This is a genomic window from Rhodanobacter sp. Root179 (assembly GCF_001428465.1).
GTDB lineage: Bacteria > Pseudomonadota > Gammaproteobacteria > Xanthomonadales > Rhodanobacteraceae > Rhodanobacter.
Genome location: NZ_LMHR01000083.1, coordinates 69,810 through 83,208, shown reverse-complemented (window position 1 = coordinate 83,208; position 13,399 = coordinate 69,810). Strand labels below are relative to the sequence as shown.

The 13,399-nt window shown below is 65.5% G+C and carries 10 protein-coding genes; 7 read left to right on the top strand and 3 right to left on the bottom strand.

Annotated features, from left to right (window positions below; translation table 11 throughout):
* The first annotated feature begins 50 nt into the window (after window positions 1-50).
* On the top strand, window positions 51-974 hold the full coding sequence (locus ASD82_RS12445; protein ID WP_056718143.1) for a M14 family metallocarboxypeptidase: 924 nt from the start codon (window positions 51-53) through the stop codon (window positions 972-974).
* A 39-nt stretch (window positions 975-1,013) separates the two neighbouring features.
* On the opposite strand, the gene ASD82_RS12440 is transcribed toward ASD82_RS12445, so the two are convergent.
* A complete protein-coding gene (locus tag ASD82_RS12440; RefSeq protein ID WP_056718142.1) occupies window positions 1,014-1,418 on the bottom strand; it encodes a DUF4087 domain-containing protein in 405 nt (134 codons plus the stop codon).
* A gap of 250 nt (window positions 1,419-1,668) precedes the next feature.
* Here ASD82_RS12440 and ASD82_RS12435 point away from each other — a divergent pair, with 250 nt between their 5' ends.
* The 4 genes from ASD82_RS12435 (at window position 1,669) to ASD82_RS12420 (ending at window position 5,160) form a co-directional block, all read left to right on the top strand.
* On the top strand, window positions 1,669-1,863 hold the full coding sequence (locus ASD82_RS12435) for a hypothetical protein (protein ID WP_056718141.1): 195 nt from the start codon (window positions 1,669-1,671) through the stop codon (window positions 1,861-1,863).
* 142 nt (window positions 1,864-2,005) lie between these two features.
* Complete coding sequence (locus ASD82_RS12430; RefSeq protein WP_200950293.1) at window positions 2,006-4,198, top strand: M3 family metallopeptidase; 2,193 nt, start codon at window positions 2,006-2,008, stop codon at window positions 4,196-4,198.
* Window positions 4,199-4,279: 81 nt separating this feature from the next.
* Window positions 4,280-4,693, top strand: coding sequence for a YbaN family protein (locus ASD82_RS12425; RefSeq protein ID WP_235580705.1), 414 nt, complete (start codon window positions 4,280-4,282; stop codon window positions 4,691-4,693).
* 92 nt (window positions 4,694-4,785) lie between these two features.
* A complete protein-coding gene (locus ASD82_RS12420) occupies window positions 4,786-5,160 on the top strand; it encodes a hypothetical protein (protein ID WP_235580704.1) in 375 nt (124 codons plus the stop codon).
* A gap of 23 nt (window positions 5,161-5,183) precedes the next feature.
* Here the strand turns inward: ASD82_RS12420 and ASD82_RS12415 are convergent, their stop codons facing one another.
* Complete coding sequence (locus tag ASD82_RS12415; RefSeq protein ID WP_056718138.1) at window positions 5,184-5,987, bottom strand: META and DUF4377 domain-containing protein; 804 nt, start codon at window positions 5,985-5,987, stop codon at window positions 5,184-5,186.
* 377 nt (window positions 5,988-6,364) lie between these two features.
* Between ASD82_RS12415 and ASD82_RS12410 the strand changes: the two genes are divergently transcribed.
* Window positions 6,365-6,610: a hypothetical protein gene (locus ASD82_RS12410; RefSeq protein WP_056718137.1), complete on the top strand. Its 246-nt coding sequence runs from the start codon at window positions 6,365-6,367 to the stop codon at window positions 6,608-6,610.
* A gap of 22 nt (window positions 6,611-6,632) precedes the next feature.
* Here the strand turns inward: ASD82_RS12410 and ASD82_RS12405 are convergent, their stop codons facing one another.
* Window positions 6,633-9,026 carry a GH92 family glycosyl hydrolase gene (locus tag ASD82_RS12405; RefSeq protein ID WP_056718136.1) on the bottom strand — a complete coding sequence of 798 codons (2,394 nt, stop codon included), beginning with the start codon at window positions 9,024-9,026 and terminating at the stop codon, window positions 6,633-6,635.
* Between the two features lie 1,025 nt (window positions 9,027-10,051).
* Between ASD82_RS12405 and ASD82_RS12400 the strand changes: the two genes are divergently transcribed.
* Window positions 10,052-13,198, top strand: a complete 3,147-nt coding sequence (locus ASD82_RS12400) for a GH92 family glycosyl hydrolase (RefSeq protein WP_235580703.1) — start codon at window positions 10,052-10,054, stop codon at window positions 13,196-13,198.
* Window positions 13,199-13,399: the final 201 nt, after the last annotated feature.

Here is a 13,399-nt window from a genome sequence, read left to right as displayed (position 1 = left end):
CTGGTGATAAAGTGCCGGGGATCTCGACAGCCAGCGGAGCAAGCAGCGCGATGAACCATCCGACCTCCCATCCGATCGGCACCCCCGGCGTGCGCTGGGGCGCTGCCGAGGTCGCGCAGTGGCGCGAGAGCCAGGCGGTGAAGCGCGGCTATCAGGCCGAAGTCGTCAGCGTCATCGACAGGCTGCGCCCGCGTTTCGACGTGGCGGAGTACGGCCGGCTGGAGTATCCGCCGGCCAGCTACCCGCTGTTCGTCGTGCGCAGTCGCGACTGGAACGATGCGCTGCCCACCATGCTGGTGACCGGCGGCGTGCATGGTTACGAAACCAGCGGCGTGCATGGCGCCCTGCTTTTCCTCGACCGTCACGCGGCGGATTACGCCGGGCGGGCCAACCTGGTGGTGGCGCCTTGCGTGAGCCCGTGGGCGTACGAGCGCATCCACCGCTGGAATCCCGCTGCACTGGACCCGAACCGTTCGTTCCGCGAGGACAGCCCGGCGCCGGAATCGGCCGCGCTGATGCGCATGGTGGCGCCGCTGCGCGATCGCGTGCTGATGCATATCGACCTGCACGAAACCACCGACAGCGACGAGTCCGAATTCCGCCCCGCGCTGGCCGCGCGCGACGGCTTGCCGCACGAGCCGGGCGAAATCCCCGACGGCTTCTACCTGGTCGACGATACGGCGCATCCGCAGCCCGCCTTCCAGCGCTCGATCATCGAGGCGGTGGCGAAGGTCACGCATATCGCGCCGGCCGACGAACACGGCGAGATCATCGGTTCACCGGTGGTCGCCGAAGGCGTCATCCAGTACGCGCTGCGCGAGCTGGGGCTGTGCGCAGGCATCACCGAGGCGACCTACAAGACCACCACCGAGGTCTATCCGGACAGCCCGCGGGCAACGCCTGAACAATGCAACGCCGCCCAGGCGGCGGCGGTTTGCGCCGCGATCGATTTCGCCCTGGCGCACCCGCGCTGAAAGCGTTGCGCCGATCGATGATCGGCGCCTGCTCGCGCCTCAGTTTTCGTCATCCAGCTCGTGCACGGGTTCGTGCAGGTGGCGGTCGCTCCGGCACACAGCCAGTGGCCTGGCCGTGGCCTTGCTGATCGACGACACGGTGTGCGCCTGGGCATCGTCGATCACGGTCATGCACGCGCAGCCGTAGCCATGGTGACCGTTGGTCTCGACCCATTGCGCATCACTGAACCGGGGCCAGTCGCCGTCGGCCTGGTGGCCGCCCTGGCTGGCGATTTCCCATTCGCCATCGCGATCGGTCAGCGTGGCATTGCCCGGAGTGGGATTCTCGAACCAGCCGCAGCGCCGCACGCCCGCCTGGTCCGTGGCCAGCGCCGGCGTCAGCATCCATCCGCACAGCGCCGCGGCCAGCATCACGCGGAGCAGTCCTGTCGATGACACGCGCATGCCGACTCCCGGTGCCAGATCTGGCGGCAGGATAGCGTGGCGCCTGCGGGCGATCTGCGATGGGCCAGTCATTTCGCGAGGCGTGGCTGTCCGGAATCGGGGTGGACGATGTCCGCGGACAACCCCGCTGATCGGCGACCGATCCTCAATTGCCATTTAAAACAATGGCTTGTGAGAAATTTTCGGGTTGGCACGGCGATTGCTCTGGATACATCACAAGGCACTCTCGCCTGATGATCGGAGCCGTCCCATGAAATTCGAATCGATGATCCTCGCCAGCCTGTTCGTCGCCTGCTTCGCCCTGTGCACCCTGGTGATGGGCGCGATGCTGACCGCCTCGCCCCGCACGGTGACACTGGCCGGCGCGCAGCATTCCGCGATCCAGTCGGCCACGACGCCGAGCTGCGCCAAGGCGACGAGTGCGACAACTTGTCCCGATGCCTGAGGCGAATGGTGTGGTGGCTGCTTCCATCAGGATCCACGCCGCTGCCGGCACGCGGCTTGCCCCGTGTCCATAACTTTAGTCATGGGTGATGGCAGCGGCCTTCGATTAGGATCGGGTGTCCACCATCAACGGGACACCATCCATGAAGCATCCCATCGCGCTGGCCCTGGCCATTGCCCTGTCAGGCTCCATGGCCGGCTGCAGCGACGCCGGCAGCGGCAAAGGCGAAACCGCCAGCACCCAGGCGCACACCGACACGGTGGCGACTGACGCCGGCAACCCGTTCTTCAGCGAAAGCCCGCTGCCGCTGCACTATCCGCAGTTCGACAAGATCAGGGATGCCGACTTCGGCCCGGCGTTCGACCGCGGCATGGCCGAGCACCTCAAGGAGATCGACGCGATCGCCGGCAACGCCGCGGCGCCCACGTTCGACAACACCATCGTCGCGCTGGAAAAGTCCGGACAGATCCTCGACCGCACCTCGACCGTGTTCTTCAGCCTGGTCGGCGCCGATACCAATGACGCGCGCAAGGCGATCCAGGCCGACTACGCGCCGAAGCTGGCGGCGCATCGCGATGCGGTCTCGCTGAACCCGGCGTTGTTCGCGCGCATCCAGAAGCTGTACGACACGCGCGACCAGCTGGGCCTGGACGCCGAGGGCGTGCGCCTGGTCGAGCGTTACCACACCGACTTCGTGCGCGCGGGCGCCAAGCTGTCCGATGCCGACAAGGCGCACCTGAAACAGATCAATGGCGAGCTGGCCAAGCTGGGCACCAAGTTCAGCCAGAACGTGCTGGCCGAGGTGAACGATTCGGCGGTGACGGTCGATACGAAGGAAGAACTGGCCGGCCTCACCGACGAGCAGATCGGCGCCGCCGCGGCCGCCGCCAAGGCGAAGGGGCTGGACGGCAAGTACGTGATCGCCCTGCTCAACACCACCGGCCAGCCGCCGCTGGCGCAGCTGCAGAACCGCGCGTTGCGACAGCGCATCTTCGAGGCGTCGGTGGCCCGTGGCAGCCGCGGCAATGCTTATGACAACACCGCGATCGTGTCGCAGGTGCTGAAGCTGCGGGCGGAAAAGGCGCAGATGCTGGGCTATCCCACCTACGCCGCCTACGTGCTGGCCGACGAGACGGCGCAGACGCCCGAGGCGGTCAATGCGATGCTGACCAAACTGGCGCCGCCGGCGGTGGCCAATGCGAAGCGCGAGGGCGCGGCGCTGCAGGCGATGATCGACAAGGAACAGAAGGCCAGGGGCGAGCCGAGCTTCCAGCTGGCGGCCTGGGACTGGGCGTACTACACCGAGAAGGTACGCGCCGAAAAATACGACTTCGACGAGAGCCAGCTGAAGCCGTACCTGGAGATGAAGAACGTGCTGGAGAACGGCGTGTTCTACGCCGCCGGCCAGCTCTACGGACTCAGCTTCAAGCAGCGCACCGACCTGCCGGTGTACCAGCCCGACGTGCTGGTCTACGACGTGTTCGACGCCGACGGCAAGCAGCTGGCGATCTTCCTGGCCGACATGTACGCGCGTCCGTCCAAGCGCGGTGGCGCGTGGATGAACTCCTACGTGCAGCAGTCCGGTCTCACCGGCAACCTGCCGGTCGTGGCCAACCACCTCAACATCACCAAGCCGGCCAGCGGCCCGACCCTGCTGACCTGGGACGAGGTGACCACGATGTTCCACGAGTTCGGCCATGCGCTGCACGGCATGTTCTCCAACGTGCAGTACCCGTACTTCAGCGGCACCAGCGTGCCGCGCGACTTCGTCGAATTCCCCTCGCAGGTGAACGAGATGTGGTCCGACTGGCCCGGCGTGCTGGCCAATTACGCCAGGCATTACCAGACCGGTGCGCCGATGCCCAAGGAACTGCTGGACAAGGTGCTGGCCACCTCGAAATTCAACCAGGGCTTCGCCACCACCGAGTACCTGGGTTCGGCCATGCTCGACCAGAGCTGGCACCAGGTCGGCGCGGACAGGATCCCCGAGGCGAACGGCGTGATGGCGTTCGAAGCCGCTGCGCTGAAGGCCAACGGCACCGATTACGCGGCGGTGCCGCCGCGCTACCGCACGCCGTACTTCAGCCACATCATGGGCGGCTACGCGGCGGGTTACTACGCCTACATCTGGTCGGAGGTGCTGGACGCGAACACGGTGGAGTGGATCAAGGCGAACGGCGGCCTGACCCGCGCCAACGGCGACCGTTTCCGCTCGACCCTGTTGTCGCGCGGCGGCAGCAAGGATGCGCTGCAGCTGTTCCGTGATTTCGCCGGCCACGAACCGCAGATCGAGCCGCTGCTGAAGCGTCGCGGTCTGGATGCGTCGGTCGACTGATCTGCACCTGTCGACTGCAGCGGCCGCCCGGGTCACGCCGGGCGGCCGTTTCCTTCCGGCTCCGCCGCATCCTTCACCTCGATGATCGAATCCCCCACGCCGTCGCCCAGTCGCCATCGCCTCATGCGCGGGTTGCTGTTCGGCGTGGGCGCGCTGTCGCTGCTGCTGGGCGTGATCGGCATCTTCCTGCCGCTGTTGCCGACCGTGCCGTTCCTGCTGCTGACCGCCGCGTGCTGGGCTCGCGCCTCGCCACGCTGGCATCGCTGGCTGTTGTCGCGGCCGCGGCTGGGGCCGGCGATCGAACGCTGGGAACGCGAGCGCAGCGTGTCACGCCGCACCAAGGTGACGGCGCTCATCGTGGTCACGCTGTCGATGCTCGCCTCGATCGGGTGGCTGCGCGGACATGCCTGGCTGCCGTGGATGCTGGCCAGCCTGATGGTCGTGTTGCTGCTGGTCATCGCCCGGCTGCCCGAGTCGCGGGGCGGACCACGCTGAGCGGCTGCGTTGTCCCGGACACGCACGACGGCTGCGCCGCGAACCCGGCTCCGGGCATACTGCGGTCCAACAATCAGGGGAACCGAATGACCATGCAGAATCCGTATCAGGCGCCGCAGGCCGATGTTGCCGACACCTTTGTCCCGGACAGCGGCATCGAGCAGGTGGCCAGCGCGCAGAAGCTGATCATCTACGCGATCCTCGGCTACTTCGCCGCCGTCGCCTTGCAGGGCGTGCTTGGCCTGTTCGCCGCGTTGCTGCTGGTGCTGGTGGTCTGCGCCGCGCTGGTGGGCACGTTCAAGCTGTGCACCGGCATGGGTTTCTCGATGGCCAGCCGGGTGATCCTGCTGGTGCTGATGTTCGTGCCGCTGGTGAGCCTGATCGTGCTGCTGGTGCTGAACGCGAAGGCCACCGCCAGGCTGCGTGCGGCCGGCTACCACGTCGGGCTGCTTGGCGCCCGGCGGTGAAGCGAAGGCGGGCGTGACGGCGGCTATTTCGCGTCAGGGGTCGCTGTTCCGCTTTCCACCACCATGTCCAGCACATAGGCGCTCGACGCTGCGCCGGCCGGCGGGTTTGGCCATGCGTAGCGCTTGACCCGCAGCACGTTGCGCACCCCGGGCTGGTGTTCGTAGCCTTCGATCGGCTGCGCCAGCGGTAGCCATGGGCCGGGTTCGCCCGCCCGCAAACCCTGGTCGTCGTAATGCAGCTGACGAACCTGGAGGCAGTTGTTCGTCGGCGGCAGCGGGTGCTGGCAGCTGACCGGTTCGGCCGCGACCTCCAGGAACTCGATCGTGCCGGGACCCCCGTAGCGCTGTTCGGCGGTGGGCTGGCCGGCGAAGGTCAGCGTGGTCCCGTCGGCGGCGGCCAGGCTGAGCAGGGACTGGCCGTCGGCGCTGGATGTGATCAGCGCGGGCTTCGCCCCCAGCACGTGCTTGATGGTCTTCTCGCGCTGCATGAGGACGGGATCGGCGCAGGCCATCATGGTCTGCATCAGCGGCCCGGTGAGCAGGTGGCCATCGACGATCTTGTAGCTGCCGCCGATGCCGTTGCAGGCATGGCTGACGCTGATGTGATCGTCGGTGAAGTCCAGTTGCAGGGGTTTGCCGGAACCGTCGAACAGCCCGTCCAGGCGCTGGTTGTTGCCGTCGACGGCATCGTGCAACTGCCAGTGATGGCCGCCCAGGGCCGGTGCCGTCGTGGCCACGGGCGCCGCTGCCGCCGGGTCCGGTGCATGGGACGGACTGCAGGCGGCGAGCATCACGGGCAACAGCGATGACCAGAGCAGGACTTTCATGGGATGCCTCCACGATTGGGCTGGCGTATGCCTCACCGGCATCATGCTGCAGCTCGTGTGAACCCCGAATCAGTGCGCGCAGCACGGTGACGGGGGAGCCGGCGCATCGCAGCGGGCTGGCCTGGGCCCGATTCGCCGGGACCCGCGATCAAAAAAGAGCCGCGCCAGGCGGGGGGCCGGGCGCGGCAAAAGTTTGAACCGACCACTGCCAAGTGCATCGGGCGCCGGCGACGAAGGACTCGCGACAGCCCGTGCAAGCTAGCCGGGGGTTGTCTCACGGTTTCGGATCGCCCTGACCGAGATCAGGGCGGCTGACCGGAAGGGTCGGCATCATGGTTCATGGCGGATCTCCCGCCCTTGTCCTGGAGGCTGTACCGATGCTGTTCGAAGTGAAGAATCTCGTTGACGACGCCGGCGCCATCGCCGCCATCCTGCGGACCCATGACGCCAACGCGAAAGTCACCGGTGATGTCGCCACGGGACAGATCGACGTGTCGGCGCAACTGACGTCTGGCCAGGTCATCACCGCATTGCAGGAGGCGGGTTTTGCCGCCAGCCGCGTGTCCGAACCGCAACAGATTCACGTCAGCGGCGGTAGCACCTGCTGTGGCAGTTGCTCCTGAGGCGGATGCATCCATCGATCGCCTAGCTGCGCGGCGGCGGGAACGACGGCGGGGCGTCGGCCGCTGCGCCGCCCCAGGACCGATCGGGCTCCGACTGCAGCGTGAATTGCAGGTGGCCGCCATGTTCGACCAACGAGGTCGGCAGCCAGGGCTTCGTGTGCGGTTTGCCGTCTACGCTTAGCGCGTGCACGTAAAGACGTTCGGGATCGGCGCCAGGCGCGTCGATCACTACATCACCGCCGGAACCATGCACCACCGCATGCGGAAATAGCGGGCTGCCCAGCAACAGTTCGGCGCGTCCGGGGATTTCCGGATACAGGCCGAGTGCCGCCCATACATACCACGACGACATCTGGCCGAGATCGTCGTTGCCGGGTATGCCGTCCGGTGCGTTTTTCCAGATCGTGTCGAGCACGATGCGCACGGCTTTCTGGGTTTTCCAGGGCTGGCCGGCGTAGTCGTAAAGCCATGGCGTGCCCACCGACGGTTCGTTGTCCAGTTCAGCATGCAGCGGGCCCGCGCCGGTCAGCGCCCAGTGACCGTCCGTGTCGTGGAAGAAGGCATCCAGCCGCGCGGTGGCTTTTTCGCGGCCGCCCAGCGCGTCGAACAGGCCATGGACGTCGAACGGCACCATCCACAGATAGACCGCAGCGCTGCCTTCGACGAAGCCCTCGTCGGTATCCGGTTTGAAGGCGGGCCAGCTGCCGTCGTTGTTGCGGTTCTGGATATATCCGCCCTGCGGCGTGGCGGCGGGATTGAACAGATTGCGCCAGTAGCCAGCGCGGGTCAGGAATTGCTGCTGGCCCGCGTGGTCGCCGACGCGGCGAGCCAGCTCGGACAAGGCAAAGTCGGCGGTGGCCGATTCCAGCGTTTCACCGGCACCGCCCCAGGCATGCGACTGGCTGGCGATGTAATGCAACTTCAGCCATTGGTCGAGCGACGGCCGCTGGCCCACGCACTCGACGTTGCAACCCGCATCGCTGAGGTCATTGGCGGTAACGATGGTCGCTGCGGTGCGCAGCGAATGGTAGACGCCGCGCAGGTCGAAATGCTGGCCGCCGAACGCCGCGATGCCGGCCAGTGCCGGCACGGAAGGATCGCCGCTCATGACGTGGGTGCCGCCGGAGTTGTGGGTCCAGCGATCCCATTCGCCATGGTTCTGTCCGGCCTGGTTGTACAACGACTGCGCAATGTCGCTGCCGACGCGCGGTTGCAGCCAGGTCACCAGCTGCAGGTGCGAGCGGTAAATGTCCCAGCCGGAGAAGTTGGCGTATTGCGCCTGCTGGCCATTGCTGACGCGATGCGTGCGCTGATCGAAGCCGCGATACTCGCCGTTGACGTCGCTGTAGACGTTTGGATGCATCATCACGTGGTAAAGCGTGGTGTAGAACGTGGTGCGCTGATCGCTGCTGCCACCGCCGAGGGTGATTCCGCCAAGTGCCTTGTCCCAGCTGGCGGTCGCACGCTGTCGCACTTGCGCCAGCGTGGTGCCCGGGTGGATCTCGGCATCGAGGTTGGCTTTGGCGTTTTCCAGGCTGACGTAGGAGATGCCCACCCGTGCCTGCACCTTGCTGCCCGGCTTGAAACCGACCCATGCGCCGGAGCCTTTGCCCAACGGGGGGAAACCCTTGGCGGCGTAACTGGTGCCGCCACTGGCTTCGGTGCTTCCCGGTTGCAACTGGTCGTCGTGCCAGCTGCCTGTTTGCGTGAACGGCTGGTCGAACTCGGCGACGAAGTAGAGCGTGTAGTAGCTGCGTTGATTGGCTTCGGAAAGGTAGCCGCAGAAATTGCCGCTGGTGACCGAGCCGCTGACCGTGCGCCGCATGCGATCCACCTGCACCGTGGCCGCGCTGCTGCCGACTTCGGAGTCGGAAGTCCGGATCAGCAGGTTCGCCTTCTTTCCGGCAGGAAAGCCGAACCGTGCGACGCCGCTGCGCATTGCTGCGGCAAGTTCGACGTCCGTGCCGTTGGCCAGCTTTACCTGGTAATAGCCGGCTTTGGCCTGCTCGTCGGCGTGACGGAAGTCGCTCGCATAGCGGCTGTCATCGTCATCGGAGGAAGGTGAACTGGTGATCGGCGTGGTGACGGGCATGAACGGCACGTCGCCGCTGGCACCGGCACAGCCGGTACCGGAAAGATGGGTCAGGCTGAAACCGCGGATACGTGCCGCCTCATAAAGATAGCCGCCCGGCGCCGCGGTGCGATTGTGCTTGCCCCGCGTGTTCTCCGGGCTCCATTGCAACATGCCAAACGGCAGCACGGCACCGGGAAAGGTGTTGCCGCCATGACTGCTGCCGATCAGCGGATTGACGGCCGCAGCCGGTGACAGGATTTGCTGTCGTGGGTCGGCTGCGGCGCTGACCAGCGGAACGGCAAGCAGCGCACAGAGTGCGATGACGCGGATCGAAGTTGCCATGTCTTGCTCCCATGTCGGCGCACCTGCGGAAGAAGATGCCCGGGTGTGATCCATCGGATGTGATCCATCAAGCGGTGATCACTGACGCTGCTCAGGCCTCAAGCAAAACCCGTCGCCGCATGTCGGTGAAGATGAGGGCTCGGCGTTTGTGCCGTTCCTTCAGAAATTCCGGATGCCGGCGTCGTCCGTGCGCACAAGGGGTCAGGAACGCCATCTTGGAGGTGAAGTTCGTGGATTTGGAACGATCCAAATGTAACTTATCGGCGCCGTTCCTCACGTCGCGGTGCAGCATGCGTCCTGATGGGGAAGGTGCTAGCGTGGCCGCTTGGATCGATCTAAATAAAAGGCTGGCGATGACCACCGACTCCCCTCCAGGTTCTTTTTGCCAAGGTTTGCCCTGGTGGCGGAGCCTGTCGCGGGCCAGGTGGCTGTCGTGTTCGCTGCAAATCCCGAAAGCAGTTACTCCGCGACAGCCGTCACGCCGTTTGGTGGTGGCAATGCGCCTTGCTGCTCCACATCGCGTCGTTTCCGGACGATGGGAAAGTGGTGGGAAGCGCCTGCGATGGCCTTGCGGGGAGATCCACCGCGGACTTGTTTGTCCGGGCACGGGGCGGCCGGCGGGAATTTTTCGCACGGAATTTGGATCGTTACAAATTCACTGATTCGACCGCCACGTCTGGCGCGGGTCGGTGAAGCTTTCGGGGAGGGCGTTCGTGCACGGCAACGTATTCACAGGTTCGAAAGTTCGTCGCATGACCAGGCTGCTGCCAGGTCTGGGACTGCGCTTGTTGTTCGCCACGGCATGCTTGCCGAGTGCCAGCGCGGCTATCGCAAAAGATGGCGCCGTCGAGGGCTGGTTGCGCTCGTTTGAGCCGACCGAACCGCCATCGCTGGTTTCCGGGGCGACCACCAACGCGGCACTCCGTCTCGATGTGGCGGGCGGGCCGTCGACCAGCCACGCACTTGCCGCGCGAGCGGATGTGGGTTTCGATGGATTGCACGCGCTGCATTACACCGCCGGGTCCGTGGCCAACGGATCCGTGGCGCTGTTCGACGTGGATATTCCGGTGCGTGCCGATTCCGTGTTGTCGTATGTGATCTTTCCCCAATCCGTCGATGGTGATCTGCGCAACCCGGCCAACTACGTGGCCATTGATCTGCTGTTCGACGACGGCAGTCGCTTGTCGCAACTTGGCGCGGTGGATCAGCATCGCATCGGCATGACCGCGCAGGCGCAAGGGCAGGGCCGCGTGCTGTACCCCGACCAGTGGAATCTTGTCTCCACGGCGCTGGGCAACGTGGCGGCTGGTCGGCGTATCCGTCAAGTGCTGGTGACACACGACGACGCCTCGAACCGCGCGCAGTTCGAGGGTTACCTGGACGATATCCGTATCGCCGCTGAGCCAACACCGCAGCAAGCGGAGCGTCCCAGCGATTTCGTCAACACCTTGCGCGGCAGCAACAGCAACGGCCGCTTTTCGCGCGGCAACACCTTTCCTGCGGTGGCATTGCCCCACGGCTTCAACTTCTGGACGCCGACTACCCAGGCCGGCTCCGACTGGATCTACCAGTACCAGGAACGCAACGGCGCCGATAACCGGCCACGCATTGAGGCTTTTGCGCTGTCGCATGAGCCCAGTCCGTGGATGGGCGACCGGCAGACTTTTCAGGTGATGCCGGCACAGGCGGCGAATGGCGTGCCATCACTGGATCGGGCCACACGCGCGCTGTCCTTCGAGCACGCCAATGAGGTCGCCCGCGCCGATCTGTACGAGGTGCGTTTCGACAATGGCATGCGGGCGGAAATCACGCCGACCAATCACGCGGCGACGATGCGTTTCAGCTTCACCGGGCCGAAAGCCCAGCTGGTCTTCGACAATCGCGACGACCGCGGCGGCATCACCCTGGACCCCGCCGGGCGATCGATCAGCGGCTGGTCCGATGTGAAAAGCCGACTTTCGACCGGCGCTACGCGGTTGTACTTCTACGCCAGGTTCGACCGGCCGGTTCGCGCCAGCGGCCGCTACAAGGGCACGGCACGCGACCACGTGGCAGCCTGGTTCGCCTTCGATGTGGATGCGCGGCAACCGCAGGTGACGATGCGTATCGCCACCTCGCTGATCGGCGTGGAACAGGCGCGGCACAACCTTGAACTGGAGATCGCCCCGCAGGACAGCTTCGAGGATGTGCGTGAGCGTGCGCGACAGGCATGGGATGCCCGGTTGGGCATCATCGAAGTGGACGGAGCCAGCCGTGACGAGAAAGTCACGCTGTATTCGAACCTCTACCGCCTGTTCCTGTTCCCGAATGCGGCGTTCGAAAACACCGGCAGCCGCGAGCATCCGGACTATCGCTACGCCAGTCCGTTCTCGCCGCCGCTGGCCGCCAGCACGCCGAGCCAGACCGGTGCGCGCGTGCTCGAAGGCAAGGTCTACGTCAACAACGGCTTGTGGGACACCTATCGCACCGCGTGGCCGGCCTACACCTTGCTGACGCCGGGCATGGCTGGCGACATGATCGATGGCTTCGTGCAGCAGTATCGGGATGGCGGCTGGATCGCGCGCTGGTCATCGCCGGGTTATGCCGACTTGATGGTGGGCACCAGCGCCGACGTGGCATTCGCCGATGCGTGGCTGAAAGGCGTGCGCAATTTCGACGTGAAGTCGTTCTACCAGTCGGCGCTGAAGGACGCCACCGTGGTCAGCCCGATCGCCGGCGCCGGGCGCAAGGGCATGCAGCGCTCGCCGTATCTCGGCTATACCGACAATGCCGTGGACGAAGGATTGTCGTGGTCAATGGACGGCTACATCAACGATTTCGCGATCGGCAATCTGGCCGGCGCGCTGGCCAAGGCGAGCGGCGACGATCCGTATCAATCGCATTACGCGGACGATGCCCGCTACTTTCAGCAGCGTGCGCTGGATTACGTCAACGTGTTTGACCCGCAGGTCGGCTTCTTCGTCGGTCGCGATGCCGGGGGGCAATGGACCGCTGCCTCGACGCCTTTTGATCCGTTGCGCTGGGGTGGCGACTACACCGAGACGAACGCCTGGAACATGGCTTTCCATGTGCCGCAGGATGGGGTCGGTCTGGCGTCGCTCTATGGTGGTCGCGACCACCTTGCTGCCAAGCTCGATCAGTTCTTTGCCACACCCGGCGTGTTTCACACCGGCAGCTACGGCGGCGTGATCCACGAGATGCTGGAAGCGCGCGATGTGCGCATGGGCCAGTACGGGCACAGCAACCAGCCATCGCATCACATCATCTACATGTACGACCTGGCCGGGCAGCCGTGGAAGACCCAGGACAAGGTGCGCGATGTGCTGTCCCGGCTGTACGTGGGCAGCGAGATTGGCCAGGGCTACCCCGGCGACGAGGACAATGGCGAGATGTCGGCGTGGTGGTTGTTCAGCGCCGCGGGTTTCTATCCGCTGCGCATGGGCACGCCGACCTACGCGATCGGTGCACCGTACTTTCCGCGGATGATCATCCATCTCGAAAACGGCAAGCGCATCGAGATCCGTGCGCCCGGCGTCAGCGATCGCAACCGCTACATACAAAGCGTCACCCTCAACGGCCGGCCGTACCGCAAGAACTACCTTGACCACGCTGACCTCGCCGAGGGCGCCGAGCTGGTATTCCGCATGGGGCCCAAGCCGTCGCGCTGGGGCACCGATGCGGCGGCAAGCTTGCCATCGCTGACGCAAGCGGGCAGCCGACCGGCACCGTGGCGCAATCTTTTCCGGCCGGGTCATGACGTGGCTGTTCTTGACGGTGACCAGCCTGCGGCAAAGCCGTTGGCCGACGGTGATGCCGCCACGAGCTCGGTCCTTGACGGAAGTCATCCGACGATAGACGTCCATTTCACCGATGGCGCCCGGCGCGTGCTGATGTATACGCTGACCAGTGCGGCAACCGGCCATGGTCCTGGCGATTGGCAGCTGCAGGGTTCCCGCGATGGCAGTCGCTGGCACGTGCTGGATCGCCGTCACGGGGAGGCTTTTCGCTGGCCGCAACAGCTGCGCGCGTTTGGGGTCACCGAGCCGGGCGACTACATCTATTACCGCTTGCGCATCGACAACGGGAATGATGCAGGACCGGTGGCGTTGTCGGAGATCCAGTGGCTTGGGCAGGCGGTGGAACCGGTAGGGAAAGTGGCGGCGCGTCGCTGAACTGAAGCGGCGCGCCGGCGGTAGCGGCGGGGCAAGACAAGCAAGAAAAACGCACGATTTCCGGTCGTGCGGCGGGGAGCTTTGTGCCCGGAAAAAGCTGGGCGCAGGCGGGGAGGACGTCGTGAACAGGCGTGGCGGCAGTGCCGGTGAGCGGCTTGTTGGCCATGTTCCCGACGAGCATGGAGAGTCGTGGCGTGCCGC